The sequence below is a fragment of the Bacillus proteolyticus genome, from assembly GCF_001884065.1.
In the GTDB taxonomy this organism is placed as follows: Bacteria; Bacillota; Bacilli; order Bacillales; family Bacillaceae_G; genus Bacillus_A; species Bacillus_A proteolyticus.
Genome location: NZ_MACH01000116.1, coordinates 188,953 through 208,151 on the forward strand (window position 1 = coordinate 188,953; position 19,199 = coordinate 208,151).

A 19,199-nucleotide genomic window follows, 5' to 3' on the forward strand; every position below is an offset into this window, starting at 1 on the left:
GAGACTAGGGTGCAAGGAAGAAGCCCCCCTTCTCTGTCTCACAGGACTGAATTAAAAGGTTGTTTTTATGAAGCAATCTGCTTAGATTGTTTTACTTGTTTTGTTTCTGGTAGTAGTAGATTTAACAGTACACCTATAATTGCTGCTAGTGCCATTCCTTCTACTTGGAATGATTCACCTACGTGTAGTACCGCCCCACCAATACCGATTACTAGTATAACTGATGCAATCATTAAGTTTCGTTTGTCGCTTAAGTCTGTTTTATCATCTACCATCATGCGCAAACCGCTTGATGCGATTACACCGAATAGTAAGATTGATACACCACCCATAACCGGTGTTGGAATCGAATGAATCAGTGCTGAAATCTTCCCGATAAATCCAAACATGATTGCGAACACTGCTGAACCGATGAATAAGTATACACTGTATGCTCTCGTAATTGCTAGCACACCTATGTTTTCACCGTACGTTGTATTCGGTGGTCCACCTATTAGTGATGCGATCAATGTTGCTATCCCATCACCGAATATTGAACGGTGTAAGCCTGGTTTTTCAATCAAATCTCTTTTAATAACATTTCCTAGTACAATTTGATGTCCGATATGTTCTGAAATTGTTACTAGTGCAACTGGTACCATTAAAAGTACAATCTTCCACGAGAACTCCGGAGTGTATGTTACAAACGGTACTGTGAAATCTGGTACAACAAACCATTTTGCCTCAGCTACCGGCTTTAAGTCTACTAGCCCTTGGAAGTAAGCGAAGATATATCCGCCGATGATGCCAAGCAGTACTGGTATGATGCTGAAAAATCCTCTTCCGAATATAGAGCAGATAATTGTAATTGCTAATGTTACTAATGCTACTGAAAAGTGTGTAAAGCTATACTTGCCATCTGCACCGTTCATCGCCATATTAACTGCTGTATGTGCTAAAGCTAGACCGATTACCATTACTACCGGACCAACTACGATCGGCGGAAGTAATTTCATAATCCACTCTGATCCAGATTTCTTAATTCCGATTGAGATTAAGATGTATACAAGTCCTGCTAGCATTCCACCAAGCATTGCTGCTCCAGGTCCACCTGCTGTTTTTGCTGTAATAATTGGTGCAATAAAGGCGAATGATGATCCTAAATATGCTGGTACTTGACCTTTCGTTATAAGAAGAAACGCTAGCGTTCCTAATCCACTTGATATTAAAGCTACTGATGGATTCAGTCCTGTTAAAAACGGAACAAGCACTGTTGATCCAAACATCGCGAACAAATGTTGTATACTTAATAATAACCATTTTCCCGGTTTCGGTACTTCATGAATGTCTAACACTGGCTTTTGTTCCATTGTTACATCCTCCTTCAGTTATAATCTTTGCAATAAAAAAACTCTTTGTGCCTGTGCACAAAGAGTCCTATACTTTCGTATGCCAAATTTGACATATGAAAGCCAAGACCCTTTGGCAGCCTCACAGGACTACATTTAAAAGGGCTTTACTTATCGTATATGCTTACTCGATCTTGTTGATCTGTCTCTTGCAAATCAACTTCGATACGCTCTTCACTAGATGTTGGAATGTTCTTTCCTACATAATCAGCGCGAATTGGTAATTCACGATGACCTCTATCAACAAGAACAGCCAATTGGATTTGTGATGGTCTACCTAAATCCATAAGAGCATCCATTGCTGCTCGAACTGTTCTTCCTGTATATAACACATCATCCACAAGGATAACTTTTTTCTTCGTAATATCTACAGGGATATCAGAACCTTTTACAAGTGGTTCTTCATTTTTCGATTGTAGTGTTAGATCATCACGGTATAACGTAATATCTAACTCTCCAACTTCCATTTCTTTTCCTTCAATTTGACCAATTCGTTCTGCCAAACGTTGTGCAATAAAAATTCCACGAGTTTTAATTCCGACAAGAACACAATTATCGACACCTTTATTTCGTTCCACGATTTCATGACTAATTCGTGTTAAAGCGCGGCGAATCATTTGGTCATCTAAAACGACAGCTTTCTCTTGCATGCTCTACACCTCCAAGCTTTTTTCTTGCGTGAGAGTAATGGTATAAAAAAAGTCCTCTCAACGTGTGCAAGAGGACTTTTGAAAAAAGGGTACAACATACCCTAAGTATTTCAAACCGTTACCTTCTCAACCTCACGGGGCTGTGTTAAAGGATCATTATTTAACTGTTGTCAGTATCTCAGTTTTCTTACGATTTGTCAATACTATTTCCGTAAAATATTTAGTGCTTCTTCAAACACTTCTGGAATCGGTGCTTCAAACTCAATATATTCACCAGTACGAGGGTGATCGAAACCTAAAATTCCTGCATGAAGTGCTTGCCCATTCAGATCTAATGTTTTCTTCGGACCATACTTTGGATCCCCTGCAAGTGGATAACCAATATATTTCATATGAACACGAATTTGGTGCGTACGTCCCGTTTCTAAGCGACATTCTACAAGTGTAAAGTCTTTAAAGCGTTCTAACACTTGGAAGTGCGTAACAGCATTCTTACCATTTTCATCAACTGTCATACTTTGACGCTCTTTCTTATCACGACCAATTGGCGCATCAATTGTTCCTTTATCATGTGGAATTACACCGTGTACAATCGCTTTGTAGCGTCTTGTTACTGTTTTTGCTACAAGTTGATTTACAAGTGATTCGTGCGCCATATCATTTTTAGCAACCATTAATAGTCCAGATGTATCTTTATCAATACGATGCACGATACCAGGACGCATTACACCGTTAATACCTGATAGGTCTGTACAATGATGCATAAGTCCGTTTACAAGCGTACCGCTTGTGTGTCCTGGTGCCGGATGCACAACCATACCACGTGGCTTATTTACAACGAGTACATCTGCATCTTCATAATAAATTTCTAAATTCATATCTTCCGGTTGAATATCTAACTCTTCTGGGTCAGGAATTGTTACTGTAATTTCATCATTTCCTTTTACTTTATAATTCCCTTTAACTGATTTCCCATTTACTGTCACAACGGCATCTTTAATCCATTGCTGTACTTGTGAACGTGACCATTCACTGTTTATTTCTGCAACGAATTTATCAATTCGCTCGCTTTTTTGTTCTTCTGCAACTGTTACTTGTACTACTTCACTCATTCAATTACTCCTTCGTTTTCTTTCCTTCTAATACTGTTTGAATAATAATTAATACAACACCAATACACAATGCTGAGTCAGCTATATTGAATACTGGATAGTTGTACGAGAAAATATACACGTGAATGAAATCCACTACTTCTTGTCTAAATACACGATCAATAAAATTGCCAATTGCTCCGCCTAAAATTAGACCTAATGAAATACCTAGAAGTTTGTCCGTTTTTGCATATTTTTTCATATAAAATACGATAAATGCTACGAAAACGACTGTAATAATGTAGAAGAACCACATTTTATTTTCTAAAATACCCCAGGCAGCTCCTCTATTTCGATGTGATGTTATGTATAATACATTATCGATAATCGGAATGCTCGTACCCAATTCCATGTTCTTTACAATTAGCCACTTCGATATTTGATCGATGGCAATGACAAATAACGCTATTACATAATATATCATTTTCATTTCCCCCACAAAGACAGTGTACCTCAAAATTTTAGCATAGCTGCTACCTTTTCACAATGAACCTTTATAGAAGAATAAAATAAATTAAAAAAAGGTAACATAATATCGTTGTGCGTATTCATACATTTACCTTTTCATAGAAAAATTCATGAATCGTACGAGCAGTCGGCATTGTTTTCATTTGTTTTGTAGGAATCGCTCTCCCAGTTTCTTCACAAATACCGTACATATCTATTTCCATTTTAAACAATGCACGTTCTACATCTTTTAAATCTTCTTTTATATCATGTAATAGCAATTTTTTCTTTATCTCTTCCTTTATTTCATATCCAAGCTCCCCGCTAAACTCTGTATCATATTTGTGCATGACTTCTTTAGCTAGTCTCTCTTGCAACTCTTTTCTCATCAATTGCAATTCTTCTTTTATTTCCATATATATTTCATTCACGTGTACATTCCTCCCAGCTGCAATGTACGATTAGTGTGTCCGAAATTCTCACGCTTACCTCACACACATTTTTCCTTCATAGGAAAGAGAGTGGAAATTATTTCAATATATCATCAACGAAAAAAACAAAAAAACTGACTGCACTTACTCGCAGTCAGTTTTTTATTATTTTACATAGTTTTCTTTAACAACTGTTGCACAACGCTCACACAATGTTTCATGTTCTGCATCTTTACCAATTGTCTCTGAAACAACCCAACAACGTTCACACGTCTCACCTGTCGCCTGTGCTACAACTACAGCTGTATGCTCATACTTTGGTGCTTCTGTTGGCGCTTCTTCAATTGTACCACCAAGTTTATACTCAGAGACGATGAATAATTGCTTTAAGTCTTCGCTAATAGACTCTAACATAGCCTTCATTTCTGCAGTTGGATATAGCGTAATGCTCGCATTTAATGACTTACCAATTACTTTCTCATTACGAGCTACTTCTAAAGCTTTTAATACGTCATCACGTAATGTCATAAATGCATCCCATTTTGCTCTTAACGCTTCTGAACCCTCTACTTCTGCAGCTTCTGGCATATTAGTTAACTGTACGCTTTCTTCTTCTGCACCAGGAACATATGGCCATACTTCATCAGCTGTATGAGGTAAGATTGGCGTTACAAGTTTCGTTAATGCAACAAGAACATCATATAATACAGTTTGAATTGCACGACGATCCGCGTGATCTGCACCTTCAATGTATAAAATGTCTTTTGCAAAGTCTAAGTAGAATGAACTTAGATCAATTGTACAGAAGTTGTGAATCGCATGATATACAGCAGCAAAGTCATATGTTTCATATGCATCTTTTACTTTTGTAATTAAATCATTTAACTTCACTAACATGTAACGATCTACTTCACGAAGTTCAGCTACCGCTACTGTATTTTCACTTGGATTAAAGTCATCTAAGTTTCCTAATAAGAAACGGAATGTGTTACGGATTTTACGATACACTTCTGCTACTTGTTTTAAAATATCATCTGAGATACGTACATCAGATTGATAGTCAACAGAAGATACCCATAAGCGTAAAATGTCTCCGCCTAATTGATCCATAATTTTCTTCGGTACGACGATGTTTCCAATCGACTTACTCATTTTACGTCCTTCACCATCTAGTACGAAACCATGGCTTAGTACGCCTTTATATGGAGCTTTACCAGTTACAGCAACTGCTGTTGATAATGAAGAGTTAAACCAACCACGATACTGGTCAGATCCTTCTAAATATAAATCGGCTGGACGTTGTAAGTCTTCGCGCTCTTCTAATACCGCTTGGTGAGAAGAACCTGAATCGAACCATACATCCATGATGTCTGTTTCTTTACGAAATTCACCATTTGGGCTACCTGGATGTATAAATCCTTCTGGTAATAAATCTTTCGCTTCACGCTCGAACCATACGTTAGAACCGTGTTCACGGAATAAATCTGCTACATGGTTAATTGTTTCATCCGTAATAATTGGGTCACCATTCTCTGCATAGAATACAGGAATTGGCACACCCCATGCACGCTGACGAGAAATACACCAGTCACCACGGTCACGAACCATATTATGAAGACGAGTTTCTCCCCATGCTGGTACCCATTTTGTTTCCGCAACAGCTTCTAATAACTCTTTACGGAATGCTTCAATAGATGCAAACCACTGTGCCGTCGCACGGAAAATAATTGGTTTTTTCGTTCTCCAATCATGTGGGTATGAATGCGTAATGAATGTTAGTTTCAGTAACGCGCCTACTTCTTCTAATTTTTCTGTAATTGGCTTGTTAGCTTTATCATAGAATAAGCCTTCAAATCCAGGTGCTTCATTTGTTAATACACCTTTATCATCAACTGGGCAAAGTACTTCTAATCCATACTTTTTACCAACAACGAAGTCATCTTCCCCGTGTCCTGGTGCTGTATGAACACAACCTGTACCTGCATCTGTTGTTACGTGATCTCCTAGCATAACTAATGAATCACGATCGTAGAATGGGTGTTTTGCAACTGTATACTCAAGTTCGCTACCTTTTACCGTTTTCACAACTTCAGCATTTTCCCACTCTAACGTTTTCGCAACTGTCTCAAATAATTCAGAAGCGATAATATATTTCTCGTCATTTTCTTTTACAATGCTATATTCAAGCTCTGGATGAACAGAAATACCTAAGTTTGCAGGTAATGTCCAAGGAGTTGTTGTCCAAATGATAAATTTCTCATCACCTTCTAATACGTTCTTTCCGTCTTTTACAGGGAACGCTACATAAATAGATGCTGATTTTTTATCTTGGTATTCAATTTCAGCTTCTGCTAAAGCAGACTCACTTGTTGGAGACCAGTAAACTGGTTTTTGCCCTTTATAGATGTAACCTTTTTTCGCCATATCACCAAACACTTTAATTTGTTGTGCTTCATAAGCTGGCTCTAAAGTAATATATGGATTATCCCAATCTGCACGTACACCTAGACGCTTAAATTGTTCACGTTGACGTTCTACTTGTTCATATGCATACTCTGCACATAACTTACGGAACTCAGCAACTGTCATTTCTTTACGTTTTACACCTTTATTCGTTAATGCTTGTTCGATTGGTAAACCGTGCGTATCCCAACCCGGAACATATGGTGCACTGAAACCAGTCATTGACTTATAGCGAACAATAAAGTCTTTTAACACTTTATTTAATGCATGTCCCATATGAATGTCACCATTCGCATATGGAGGTCCATCATGCAATACAAATAAAGGACGGCCTTTTGTATGTTCTTGTACTTTTTCATAAATATTCATTTCAGCCCATTTTTCTTGCATTGCAGGCTCACGTTTTGGTAAATTCCCACGCATTGGGAACTCTGTTTTTGGCATTAGTAATGTATTTTTGTACTCCATGCTCAATTCCTCCTTACATGTATAAAAGAAAGACCTAAAAAACGGAATAAAAAAGAGACTTTCTCATCCCAAAAGGGACGAGAAAGTCTCCCGCGGTACCACCCTAGTAGATCCTATACATATGTATAAAATCCTCTTTATATTCTTAACGCGAATATACGCCTACGCTTACTTCATTTGTTCAGCGCGGAACTCCAGGGTGATATTCCCATTATCTCCTTATCCTGAGCTTACACCGTCCTCAGTTCGCTATATAAGGTATGAAAAAGGTACTTATCCCTATCTTCGTTTTTCTTAATAAATATGTTGTTTAAAATTATATGTAATAATGAGAAAAACGTCAAGCTTACACTGTTTCTTCTTTTTTCAACAGCTCATCTACTTCGTCTTCTAACTCAATTAACTTATCCCAATCATCGTTGTTTAACATTTCAAGCTGTGTTTCTAATAGCATACGGAAACGAGTTCGGAATACTTTTGCTTGTTTTTTTAATTCTTCAATATCAAATGCAACTTTTCTTGATTTTACTAACGCTTCGTTAATGATACGATCCGCATTCTTTTCAGCTTCACGTACAATTAATTTCGCTTCTTTTTGCGCATTACGTTTTACTTCTTCCGCTGCTTCTTGTGCAACAACGATAGATTTGTTTAGCGTATCTTCAATATTAGAAAAATGATCTAACTTTCCTTCTAATTGCGCAACCTTTTCTTCTAAAGCTTTTTTCTCACGAATGACTAATTCATAATCTTTGATGATTTGATCAAGAAACTCATTTACTTGATCTTCATCATAGCCACGGAATCCGCGACCAAATTCTTTGTTATGAATATCTAATGGTGTTAACGGCACAACGCCACCTCCAAGTAGTTATCTAAATTTCCTCTTTTAATTATATCTTTTCTTCGACAAAATAGGAGGATTTCCTGCTAAAAAAACCAATCATTTTAGTATACCATACAAAATTCTCCATTTGTCGCGCTTCGTTCTACCTTCTACAGAAAATATTTTACTTCTTCCGTATCCTCTAACCGAGAATACATCCCCTGGAAAACATTCATACGCAGTTTGCTCTACTGTTTTCCAATTGACTTTTACTAAGCCGCCTTTTATAAGAGGCTGTACTTTCTGCCTGGATATATGTAGCATTTCAGCTAACAAAACATCTAGACGAAGTGACGAAACTGTTCCAGATTTTTCTCCCCACTTTTCACCTACACGCAAAATTTGTTCTGCTTGTACAGGCGCGAGAGATACTTTCACTTTCCCTATTGATTGTAAGTTCATTTCAATATACGATGCAACTTCTTTTGCAACTGCAATTTGGGCACGATTTTCTTGAAGCAAAATATCACCACATTTTTCTCTTGTTAAACCAAGTGACATAAATGCACCTAATATTTGCCTGTGTTCTAGCGTGTAAAATTTGGAAGGATAGTCAATTTCTAATACTTCTATTTGAAATTCCTCTTCATTTAATTCTAGATAGTCTGGATAAATTAGTGCTCTTTTTCGTTCAGATTCAGGCATCGCACCATCAAAGCGTACAGCAACCTCTCCTTGCCCTATTACCATAGAGACAATTTGTTGCTGTCTTGGATCAAGAAAATCTGTTAACTTGACTTGATGGTACTCAGCCGCCTGTTTCCACTCTAATACTTTATCCACAAAGACCTCTTCATCAGGTCTAAAATGCTCGTAGATGCTCATGCAAGTAACCTCTTATTATAAGAAATAGCGGAATAAACTTACTAAACCATTTGTAGCAAGCTTTAACGCAAGAATCGCAACGATTGGAGAGATGTCAATCATACCAAGTGGCGGAATAAACCTGCGAAATGGTTCTAAATATGGTTCACAAATACGTGCAAGGAACTCTCCAAAAGTTGATTCCTTTGCACCAGGAAACCATGATAGGAGAATGTAAATAATAAGTGCCCACGAGTAAATCTCGATAGCATAAAGTAAAACTGTTAAAACTGTTGCCATGGCGTATTACCACCTCTTTATATTTGTTTCTTCTTCTTCACCGAACAACTCTGAAATTGCACCAACAATATCTACATTTTCAGGTGTACACATAAATGTTTTCGGTCCTATTTTTTGAATATCCCCGCCTATAGCGTATACAGTACCACTTAAAAAGTCAACGATACGCACCGCTTGATCTGTAGACATTCTTTGCAAATTAATTACAACAGCTCGTCTACCTTTTAAGTGATCCGCAATCCCTTGTGCTTCCGAATATGTGCGCGGTTCTAGTAAAACAACTTTTGAAGATTGCTTCGCCGTTTCAATGCTCACAACATTTTGTTTCGGTTGCACTTTTGCAAACGGAACATCCTGTTTTTCTGGGGGATCTTGTTGCTTTTTCATGTCTGTTTGCTCCTTTTCATAACTATATTGAGCTGCTTCTTTTTCTTCTGGTGTGTCAAAAAAGAAGTATTTTACTTTTGACCAACTCATAATAATATTCTCCTTCCTTTTACGCTTTCCCTACTAAAATCGTGCCCAAACGAATATATGTAGCCCCTTCTTCAATTGCAATCGTGTAATCATTGGACATTCCCATTGATAATTCTTCACATGGCGCATGTAACAACTCTAGCTCTTGCACCTCTGCTTGTAACATACGTAATTCCTTAAAGCAGCGACGAATATCTTCCTCTTCAGCTGTAAAAGGCGCCATTGTCATTAGTCCAACCACTTCAATTTTATCAAATTCTTGCAAACTTTGAATAAATGGAATTGCTTCTTCTATCGCTAATCCTTGCTTTGATTCTTCTGATGATGTTTTCACTTGAATAAAGCATTTAATTTTCTTTTCAGCGCGTTTTTGAATTTCTTTTGCAAGCGAAAGGCGATCTAATGAATGTAAATAATCAATCTCGTTAATGATTTCTTTTACTTTCCTCGTTTGCAATGAGCCAATAAAATGCCAATTCACTTTTGAACCGAAATGCTCGTATTTTTGTAAGAAACCTTCATTTCTATTTTCACCTAAATCAATAATTCCCGCTTCAATTACTTCGTTTGTTTTTTCAATCCCTACAGTTTTTGTAACTGCAACGAGCTTAATATCTTTCATCGAACGTCCAGCTCGTGCACAAGATTCTTTAATTGCTTCGTTTACAGCTGCTAAATTCCCTTGCACTGTCACTTGCTTCACTCCTCCTTAAAACCTATGAAACTCAACATTCTCCCCGTCTTACCTTGATCACGACGATGAGAGAAAAATAATTGTTCTTCACAGCTTGTACAAAGAGATGACATTACAATATGTTCTTCTTTTATACCTGCTTGTACACATAATATACGATTAACTTCTTTTAAATTAATTGCGTACTGACCATCAGAAATTACTTTATAAGGAACAGATCCGTTTACTACTTGCTGCGCTGCTGTTAATACACGATCATCAACAACATAACAACACGATCCGATTGCCGGCCCAATTGCGACATGAATTTCATCACTTGAAACACCTTCTGCATTCCACTTTTGAATCATTTCTTTCGCAATCTCTGTTACAGTCCCTTTCCACCCAGCATGCGCAAGTCCTATCATATCATGTGATGGTGCATAAAAATAGAGCGGAACACAATCAGCGTAACAAGATGTTAAGAGAACATCTTTGTTCGTCGTATAAATGCCATCCGTTTTTGGGATACCGTCTTCATATGAATAAACGCCTTTCCCTTTTTCTTGCAATCCTACTTTTTCAACATGATGGTCATGAACTTGTTCAGAGCAAATCCATTTTTCTAATGGTTTTTGTAACTTATTCGCTAAAATGCTTCTATTTTCATGAACATTCTCCACGATATCATTCACATGTAATCCTAAATTCATCGCATGAAAGGAGCCTGTACTTACTCCACCATCTTTTGTCGTAAATCCAACAGTAATGTTTCCAAGTTCTTTCCACGCTTGTAAATACAGTATACCGTCCACATATTTAAATGGTTCTCTCATAAAGGGCTCCTTTTAATTAAAATAACATAAAAAAGCATGGTACTTCCTGTCTATTTTACCATACTTTTATTTTTTCATAATGACAACTGAAAAAAAAGAGGAATTTGTAATATTCTTTAAGAAATTGTCGGTGTTTGTATTGATTCTGTTACAGAATTAATATTATCCACTCTCACAAGTATGACATCTTCCCCAATTTTCATAATTTTCTCCCAAGGGATTACAAATTCTACTTCCTTTCCAAATAGTCCAAGCATTCGTGTCTGCTTTGAAATAATTACTGCCCTAATCTTTCCTGTGTCTATATCAAAATCAATATCTCCAATATTTCCAAGCCTTTTTCCATCTGAAATATTCACAACATCCTTCATTTGAAACTCCGAAATTCGTATCATATTCATCCTCTCCCTTATATCATGAATTGTAAGTACGCTCTCAAATAAAGTGCAACCTTAATCAGTGGAGCTTTTGTTCCTCGCTACTAACTATTCCCCCATGCTAATCGAACTTTTACGGACAGTTGATGCGAGATAAATAGTATTTAACTGCTACTAATAGAGCATCCATTTTATTTTCATTATATGAACCGACCTACTTTACTATGAGCGCAAAATATCATATAAAAAAGGCCTCACCATAACTGGTGAGGGCCTTATCCTTGAATCGTCTTATTCATTTGCTTAATAGCAGACTTCTCCAAACGTGATACTTGCGCCTGAGAAATCCCAATTTCTTCGGCAACTTCCATCTGTGTCTTCCCTTGGAAGAAACGTTTTCGAATAATCATTTTCTCACGATCATTTAAACGCTTCATCCCCTCTTTCAACGCTAGTTCTTCAACCCACTGCTCGTCCTTTTGTTTTTCATCACTTAACTGATCCATAACAAAAATAGGATCTCCCCCATCATTATAAATCGGTTCAAATAGTGAAACTGGGTCTTGAATAGCATCTAACGCAAAAACAATTTCTTCATGCGTCACTTCAAGAACTTTGGCAATATCCATTGCTGTCGGTTCTTTCGAGTTTTCAGCAATCAATTTCTCTCTTACTTGCAATGCTTTATACGCAATATCTCGTAACGAGCGAGATACGCGAATTGGATTGTTATCACGCAAATATCTGCGTATTTCCCCAATAATCATCGGCACAGCATACGTTGAAAATTTTACATTTTGGCCTAAATCAAAATTATCAATGGATTTCATAAGTCCAATGCAGCCAACTTGAAATAAATCATCAACATATTCTCCTCTGTTATTAAATCTTTGGATGACGCTCAGTACAAGACGTAAGTTTCCATTCACTAATTTCTCTCTTGCGCTTATCTCTCCACTTTGCATTTCACGAAATAATTTACGCATCTCTTCATTTTTTAGTACTGGAAGTTTAGCTGTATCAACACCGCAAATTTCTACTTTGTTTCTCGTCAAAGTGTTCCCTCCTATCGGGAGTTGCTGTACAGTGTAAAGTATTTCCTTTGAAGGGGATTTTATGCATGTGGTTTTCTCTTCATTTTTCATTTTAGTTACCTCTTCTACTACAACTAAACAGAGTAAGACCAGCCTACATAAAGGCTGGTCTTACTCTTTACACCATTTTATTAAATTCTTTTCGTAACCTTTTTATGATTCTTTTTTCTAAACGCGAAATGTATGACTGTGAAATCCCAAGCATATCCGCCACATCTTTTTGCGTTTTTTCCTCTTCTCCAGCAAGCCCAAATCGAAGCTCCATAATTTGTTTTTCTCGATCATTTAATTGGTGCAATGCTTTCATTAGAAGGTGACGGTCTACAGTAGCCTCTAAATCTTTTGTAATAATATCATCATCTGTACCTAATACATCTGATAACAACAGTTCATTCCCATCCCAATCAATATTAAGCGGTTCATCAAAAGAAACTTCTGACCGATTTTTATTATTTCGGCGCAAATGCATTAAAATTTCATTTTCTATACAACGAGATGCATAAGTTGCTAATTTTATTTTCTTTTCTGGATTAAATGTATTGACTGCTTTAATAAGGCCGATTGTTCCTATGCTAATCAAATCTTCAATATTTATCCCTGTATTTTCAAACTTCCTTGCTATATATACAACGAGCCGTAAGTTACGTTCAATAAGCAATGACCTCGCAGCTTGATCTCCCTTTGGCAATTTATTCAAAAGAACTTCCTCTTCTTCTTTCGTTAATGGTGGTGGCAACGCTTCACTTCCACCAATGTAATAAATTTCATCGGTCTTAATTCCTAATTTCAGCAATACTTTATACCAAAGGTATACTAAATAAAATTTTAATTTCATCATATTATCCCGCCCTCTCATAATTAAGCAATTACCATCTTTTGTGAAATCAACATTTTTGGATGCACAATACATTGGTACTCTCCGTTAGTAGATAATTGTTGTGTATTTAAACCAATTAATACTTTGTTCACAACAATAGAACTTCCTTCATGATCAACTTGCACACTGTCTGGCTTAATTGCCCATAAAAATTGATTATCGACTCCAACTGCTCGGAAAGGAATTAAGCGTAATTTTGTCGCCCATCCAGAATCATTTTCTGGTATTTGAGGAATTTCTGTTTTGGAATAAATTTGTTCTGTTAACCAAACTGGTAAACAATACTCTAATAATGAAATATGCATAATCATAACTGGTGTTTTTGTTAATGGATCATAAAGCTGATTCCCACTATCAATTAAGCCGGCTAGTTCTAGTTCCTCTTCCCCTACTCGAATCTTCACTTTTACAATTTGATCATAGTGTATTTTCGTAACCTCTACGCTTTCAATACGCTTTTTAGAAAAATAATAAATTACTGGAAAACCAAAAATAACAAACAACCAACTAATTGGATCACCGTAAGAAATTGATTGAGATTGAACCAATCCATTTACCATTTCATTCGTTTGCAAAAAGAAATGAGTTCCAATTAATCCTCCACCAACCATAAAAGTTACAAAATAAAAAGTAAAAACAGTTTGTGCATAATTTCTAAATGTTGAAAACCCAAATGCTGTATACACAATAAGTAACGAGTACAACAGTTTCATAATTGGATGTGTCATCATAGAAGCAAAAGGAGTAAAGGCGAAAATAACAATAGTTGAACCTATAAATGCTCCTAACACAAGCCTCCATCTTTTGATTCTCTTTTTTAACACGGTGGCTGTTAATAAAAGTAAAAGAAAATCAATGCAGGCGTTTAACAACCAAACAATGTCGGCGTAAACAACCAAACAATTCACCTCTTTTTTTAAGTTGAGACTAGTATAATGCATATCCAATAGGAAAGTGTGTCAATTGGTGGAGGGGTTTTTTTGTTATTTTGTGATTTCTAGACATAATCTGTCGGTAAAAAATAAAAGTGTATTTTTCATAGAATAATATGAATTTCTTACTTATATACATAATAATTGAATTATATGTAAGCAAATTTACATCCTCTTTCTCACAACTTCATCTACAAATAAAAAAAAGACCTGCTAAGCAGATCTTTTTCATTCCAATAACAAAAAAGGAGCATGAAAGCTCCTTTTCTTTTATCGTCTACGACGGTTACGTAAGAATGCTGGAATATCGATGTCATCTGAATCTGTATGACGATCATGCACAACCGGCTCTTCACGTTTCATTTCACGCTTAACTTCACGTTGTTTTGAAGGTTGAGCTACTGGCTGTTGTTGCTGTTGCGTGTGATTCACAGTCGGACGGATAATTGGTTTTGGTGGCTGCGTCGAAGCACTATCATCAAAACCAGTTGCAATTACAGTGACAACAATATCATCTTTTAATCCTTCATTAATAACAGAACCGAAGATCATATTTACTTCCGGATCCGAAGCTGAAGCTACAATGTCTGCTGCTTCTTGTACTTCGTATAAGCTTAAGTTCGCGCCGCCCGTAATGTTCATAATAACACCTTGAGCTCCATCAATAGATGTTTCTAGTAATGGACTAGAAATAGCTTTTTTCGCAGCTTCAGCAGCACGATTTTCACCATTACCAGAACCAATACCCATTAAAGCAGAACCTCTATTAGACATAATTGTCTTTACGTCTGCAAAGTCTAAGTTAATTAAACCTGGTGTTGCAATTAAATCAGAAATACCTTGAACACCTTGGCGTAATACGTTATCAGCTTCACGGAATGCTTCTAACATCGGCGTATTTTTATCAACAATCTCTAGTAAGCGATCGTTTGGAATTACAATAAGTGTATCTACATTTTCTTTAAATGCCGCAATACCAGATGCAGCTTGCGTCGCACGCTTACGTCCTTCAAATGTAAATGGACGTGTTACAACACCAACTGTTAACGCACCTAATTCTTTTGCAACTTGAGCAACAACTGGAGCTGCACCAGTTCCAGTTCCGCCACCCATACCAGCAGTTACGAATACCATGTCTGCACCACGAAGTGCTTCTTGGATCTGTTCTTTACTTTCTTCTGCCGCTTTTTTCCCTACTTCAGGGTTTGCGCCTGCACCAAGTCCGCGCGTTAATTTTCCACCAATTTGCATTTTTGTTTCAGCTTTTGATAGATTTAATGCTTGTGCATCAGTATTCACAGCGATAAAGTCTACACCTTGTACACCGTGTTCAATCATACGGTTTACAGCATTGTTTCCGCCGCCGCCGACACCGATAACTTTTATATTCGCTAATTGATCTTGAGTAGTATCAAACTCTAACATGTCGAAATCCCCCTAGAACCTCATTTTTCGTGTCCAATTTTAATCCCATAAATAACGGAATACACGTTTTACTTTTGACATCATACGGTCATCATTTTGATTATTATTGTTTTGATTACGAGTTTTTTGTTTTGCAGGTTGCTGTTGTACCGGCATTGGTGCTGGTACTGGTTCAAAATGCTCTTGCTTTTCCTGCACGTTTTTCCCACGTAATTTAGCTTTTTGATATGAGTGTTTAATTAAACCTACTCCAATTGTATATTGTGGCTCACGCACACCAATATAATCAGGAGTTGCTATACGAACATTTTCATGTAAGATATCATATGCAAGATCAAGAACACCTGGCATAGAAGCAATTCCGCCGGTTAATACATAGCCAGAAGCAACTTGCTTTATTCCTAACTTATGCACTTCATCTTGAACAAACATTAAAATTTCCTCTACACGAGCCTCGATAATATCCGATAATTCCAATTGTGAATACTGTTCTGTCTGATCGCTTCCCATAATAGGAACCGTAAACATTTCTTCTTCAGATGCTGTATCATAAAAAGCATGTCCATATTTTAACTTAATTTGATCAGCATTTTCAGTTGAAGTTTTCAACCCAATCGCAATATCCTTCGTTATATGGTCTCCACCTAATGGCAATACGCTCGTTGTTTGTAACTCTCCATCTTTAAAAATAGATAAAGTTGTAGAGCCTCCCCCAATATCAACAAGGGCCACTCCTCTATTTTTTTCATCTGAAGATATAGCAACTGTTGCAGCCGCTAAAGGTTGAAGACAAATATCAACAATTTCAAGACCTGCTTTTTCTACACAACGAAGTAGGTTATGTAGTAAAGTTCTCGAGCCTGTAATAAGTGTACCTTCCATTTCTAATCTTACACCGATCATCCCGCGTGGATCGTTAATCTCGTCAAGACCGTCTACAATGAACTGTCGAGGTACCACATCAATAAATTCACGTTCAGGAGCAATTGACACAACTTGTGCTGCATCTAGAACGCGTAAGACATCTTCATTTCCGATTTCACGATCTTCATTTGAAACAGCGACTACGCCATGACAAGGAAGTAGCTGTACCTGGTTTGCATTGACACCCACCACAACTTGCTCAATGTGGATTCCCACCATGCGCTCAGCTTGTTCAATTGCTTTTTTAATTGATCGAACAGTCTCATCTATATCGACTATCGATCCCTTCTTTAAACCATTTGATTTTACATTTCCAACACCAATTATGTTTAAGCTGTCATTAACCATTTCACCAATGATGACTTTAACATTGGATGTACCGATGTCAAGACTAACATATATTTCATTGCTGTTCATTCTTTGGCACCTCCTTCTTTATTTATACCATACAACTCAATATATGGAACAACAATCGCAACTTTACTATTTATAAGAAAAATATTCAACGTCTTTATACGTTTCCCTTTTTTAACCCTATACTTTTCTTATTTTTATTTAACATTCATTTAAGAATATCGCAGTAAACTGTGAATAACTGCTTATCTTGAAATAATTCTATTCCAAGTGTAAAGATTACCGCCAAGTATAAGTCTACACTAAGATGTACTCATAGAAAAGTGAAACTTGTACCAATCCTAGTATGAATCTAATAATTTTTACATATTTTTCATCAAATTAAGCATTCTTACAAATTAGCATTCATATAAAAGAACATTCGTTTCGTTTTATACGTAATAACGCAGTGAAAACTATCATTCTATTCTTTCTTTTCTTCAGCACCTAGTTCCTTCGTATAAGCCCCCACTTCTAAGTCAATTAACACCTTCTTACCAGGTTCAATTGTTTTTATAATAAGTGGATAAGCTTCCATTCGCTTTGCGAAATTTTGAATAGTAGTGCTCACTTCATATCCTTCATTCATATATAAAGTAAGATGATCTTCATTTGCGTTCGTTGGTGTATAACGAATTTCAGAAATAGACCTTAAAATAGTCGGCGTTACTTTTTCTAGTTCTGCAATTAACTCCTTCATTTTTTCCTCTTTAAACGGTTCAAAAATTGGTGCTGCAACTGGAAGTTTCCCATTCGGAAGTACATCTAATGTTTTCCCATTTTCTAATAACGGTTGTAATTTTCCATCTTTGTTTATATAGCCGATGGTTAAATATTCTTCTATATGAACATCAATTTTGTTTGGGAAACGCTTCTTTACATTTACCGCTTTAATTTCTTTTCGTTTCGTTAAGTTTTCTTCTGCTTTATGTGCTGTTACTCGGAAATAACTCGTGTCATATGTCACACCTGATTCCTTCATAACTTGTTCATCTGTCATATAATGATTTCCAAACACACTTATCTTTTTTATATTACTAAGTGGAGACCGAAAATAAATTAAAAAGAGTACTAATAAAAATAAAATCGATATGTATAAAATTAACCGATGATTAACAGGTTTTTTATTCTTTTTCTTTTGATGCTTTAACTTTGGTACACGATCTTGTAGTTTAATCACTTTACTATTTTTCATGTACGATCCCCCTATGTAACATAAAAAACGGCATGTTCCTCATGCCGTTCTTATCTTCTTATTATAACATAAATGATAATGAGCGGAACGAATAACCGTTATCTTCCAATTATTTCTACTTCGGTATGCATATCAACACCAAATTTATCCTTAACTGTACGCTTTATCAATGCAATCAAGTCTAATACATCTTGCGCTGAGGCCACACCAGTATTAACAATAAAATTCCCATGCATTTCAGAAATTTGAGCTCCACCTATTGTATAACCACGAAGCCCTGCTTTTTCTATTAAATCTCCTGCAAAATATGGGACTGGATTTCGAAATATACTTCCTGCACAAGGATGATTCCAAGGCTGCGTTTCACGGCGATAATCTTTATTCTTTTGCATGCTTCTTACAATTTCCTTACGTTCGCCTACTTCCAATTGGAATTCAGCTTCCAAAACAATACCAGGGCGTTTCGTTTGCAATACAGATGTACGATAAGAAAACCCCATTTCGGTATTCGTCAACCAATTAATTGTTCCATTTTCAAACAAAATACGAGCTTTCGTTAGTACACTCGATATGTCAGACTTATGAGCGCCTGCATTCATATACACTGCACCACCGACACTTCCTGGAATACCACTTGCAAATTCCAAGCCAGCTAATCCCTGTCGACTAAGTAAAGTTGACAATTTAATAAGAGGATATCCAGCACCAACTCTTACTTTATGTTTTTCGACTTCTAAGTGGTCTAATCCTTCCCCTAAACGAATAACCACACCTTCTATACCTTGATCAGATACAAGAAGATTCGAACCACGACCAATTACAGTCCACCGTGCCTTGTACTTCTTTACTAACTTTAGCGTTTTCTCAATATCAGCAACATGCTTTGGCACAATTAAAATATCAGCTGGTCCACCTATTTTCATAGTCGTGTAACGCGCTAACGGTTCATTAACTAACACGCGACCAACATTTGCTTCTAAAAGCTCTTTTACTAATTGTTCCATAGAC

General features: G+C 36.6%; 20 protein-coding genes and 1 other annotated feature. All 20 genes read right to left on the reverse strand.

The features are described 5' to 3' along the window. Positions 1-65: 65 nt before the first annotated feature. On the reverse strand, positions 66-1,349 hold the full coding sequence (gene uraA, locus BAQ49_RS20445) for a uracil permease (RefSeq protein WP_071746830.1): 1,284 nt from the start codon (positions 1,347-1,349) through the stop codon (positions 66-68). 146 nt (positions 1,350-1,495) lie between these two features. Continuing rightward, complete coding sequence (pyrR, locus tag BAQ49_RS20450; protein WP_001156490.1) at positions 1,496-2,038, reverse strand: bifunctional pyrimidine operon transcriptional regulator/uracil phosphoribosyltransferase; 543 nt, start codon at positions 2,036-2,038, stop codon at positions 1,496-1,498. A 203-nt stretch (positions 2,039-2,241) separates the two neighbouring features. Further along, positions 2,242-3,150, reverse strand: a complete 909-nt coding sequence (locus tag BAQ49_RS20455; protein ID WP_071746831.1) for an RluA family pseudouridine synthase — start codon at positions 3,148-3,150, stop codon at positions 2,242-2,244. 4 nt (positions 3,151-3,154) lie between these two features. Further along, complete coding sequence (gene lspA, locus BAQ49_RS20460; RefSeq protein WP_000642178.1) at positions 3,155-3,613, reverse strand: lipoprotein signal peptidase LspA; 459 nt, start codon at positions 3,611-3,613, stop codon at positions 3,155-3,157. Positions 3,614-3,737: 124 nt separating this feature from the next. After that, positions 3,738-4,067, reverse strand: coding sequence for a TraR/DksA C4-type zinc finger protein (locus BAQ49_RS20465; RefSeq protein ID WP_071746832.1), 330 nt, complete (start codon positions 4,065-4,067; stop codon positions 3,738-3,740). Between the two features lie 165 nt (positions 4,068-4,232). Beyond that, positions 4,233-6,998 (reverse strand): isoleucine--tRNA ligase, encoded by a 2,766-nt coding sequence (gene ileS2, locus BAQ49_RS20470; RefSeq protein WP_071746833.1) that lies wholly within the window; start codon positions 6,996-6,998, stop codon positions 4,233-4,235. A gap of 70 nt (positions 6,999-7,068) precedes the next feature. Beyond that, positions 7,069-7,293, reverse strand: a binding site (T-box leader). Positions 7,294-7,344: 51 nt separating this feature from the next. Beyond that, positions 7,345-7,851 (reverse strand): septum site-determining protein DivIVA, encoded by a 507-nt coding sequence (gene divIVA, locus BAQ49_RS20475; protein ID WP_001131611.1) that lies wholly within the window; start codon positions 7,849-7,851, stop codon positions 7,345-7,347. Positions 7,852-7,941: 90 nt separating this feature from the next. Further along, positions 7,942-8,709, reverse strand: coding sequence for a YlmH family RNA-binding protein (locus BAQ49_RS20480; protein ID WP_071746834.1), 768 nt, complete (start codon positions 8,707-8,709; stop codon positions 7,942-7,944). 15 nt (positions 8,710-8,724) lie between these two features. After that, complete coding sequence (locus tag BAQ49_RS20485) at positions 8,725-8,988, reverse strand: YggT family protein (RefSeq protein ID WP_071746835.1); 264 nt, start codon at positions 8,986-8,988, stop codon at positions 8,725-8,727. Between the two features lie 6 nt (positions 8,989-8,994). Then, the gene (locus tag BAQ49_RS20490) at positions 8,995-9,465 is read right to left on the reverse strand and encodes a cell division protein SepF (RefSeq protein WP_071746836.1); all 471 of its coding nucleotides are present in this window, start codon (positions 9,463-9,465) and stop codon (positions 8,995-8,997) included. A 19-nt stretch (positions 9,466-9,484) separates the two neighbouring features. Continuing rightward, positions 9,485-10,159: a YggS family pyridoxal phosphate-dependent enzyme gene (locus BAQ49_RS20495; protein WP_071746837.1), complete on the reverse strand. Its 675-nt coding sequence runs from the start codon at positions 10,157-10,159 to the stop codon at positions 9,485-9,487. 5 nt (positions 10,160-10,164) lie between these two features. Continuing rightward, entirely contained in the window at positions 10,165-10,974 is an 810-nt protein-coding gene (pgeF, locus tag BAQ49_RS20500; RefSeq protein WP_071746838.1) for a peptidoglycan editing factor PgeF, read from the reverse strand. A 116-nt stretch (positions 10,975-11,090) separates the two neighbouring features. After that, positions 11,091-11,369, reverse strand: coding sequence for a YlmC/YmxH family sporulation protein (locus BAQ49_RS20505; protein ID WP_000619396.1), 279 nt, complete (start codon positions 11,367-11,369; stop codon positions 11,091-11,093). A gap of 257 nt (positions 11,370-11,626) precedes the next feature. Further along, positions 11,627-12,406, reverse strand: coding sequence for an RNA polymerase sporulation sigma factor SigG (gene sigG, locus BAQ49_RS20510; RefSeq protein WP_000197755.1), 780 nt, complete (start codon positions 12,404-12,406; stop codon positions 11,627-11,629). 157 nt (positions 12,407-12,563) lie between these two features. Then, a complete protein-coding gene (sigE, locus tag BAQ49_RS20515; protein WP_000976947.1) occupies positions 12,564-13,283 on the reverse strand; it encodes an RNA polymerase sporulation sigma factor SigE in 720 nt (239 codons plus the stop codon). A gap of 20 nt (positions 13,284-13,303) precedes the next feature. Then, positions 13,304-14,221, reverse strand: a complete 918-nt coding sequence (gene spoIIGA, locus BAQ49_RS20520) for a sigma-E processing peptidase SpoIIGA (RefSeq protein ID WP_071746839.1) — start codon at positions 14,219-14,221, stop codon at positions 13,304-13,306. Positions 14,222-14,524: 303 nt separating this feature from the next. Then, positions 14,525-15,679, reverse strand: coding sequence for a cell division protein FtsZ (ftsZ, locus tag BAQ49_RS20525; RefSeq protein WP_071746840.1), 1,155 nt, complete (start codon positions 15,677-15,679; stop codon positions 14,525-14,527). Positions 15,680-15,718: 39 nt separating this feature from the next. Next, positions 15,719-17,020, reverse strand: a complete 1,302-nt coding sequence (ftsA, locus tag BAQ49_RS20530) for a cell division protein FtsA (protein ID WP_071746841.1) — start codon at positions 17,018-17,020, stop codon at positions 15,719-15,721. Between the two features lie 400 nt (positions 17,021-17,420). Continuing rightward, positions 17,421-18,191 carry a cell division protein DivIB gene (gene divIB / locus BAQ49_RS20535; protein WP_071746842.1) on the reverse strand — a complete coding sequence of 257 codons (771 nt, stop codon included), beginning with the start codon at positions 18,189-18,191 and terminating at the stop codon, positions 17,421-17,423. 98 nt (positions 18,192-18,289) lie between these two features. Further along, positions 18,290-19,195, reverse strand: a complete 906-nt coding sequence (gene murB / locus BAQ49_RS20540) for a UDP-N-acetylmuramate dehydrogenase (protein WP_071746843.1) — start codon at positions 19,193-19,195, stop codon at positions 18,290-18,292. Positions 19,196-19,199: the final 4 nt, after the last annotated feature.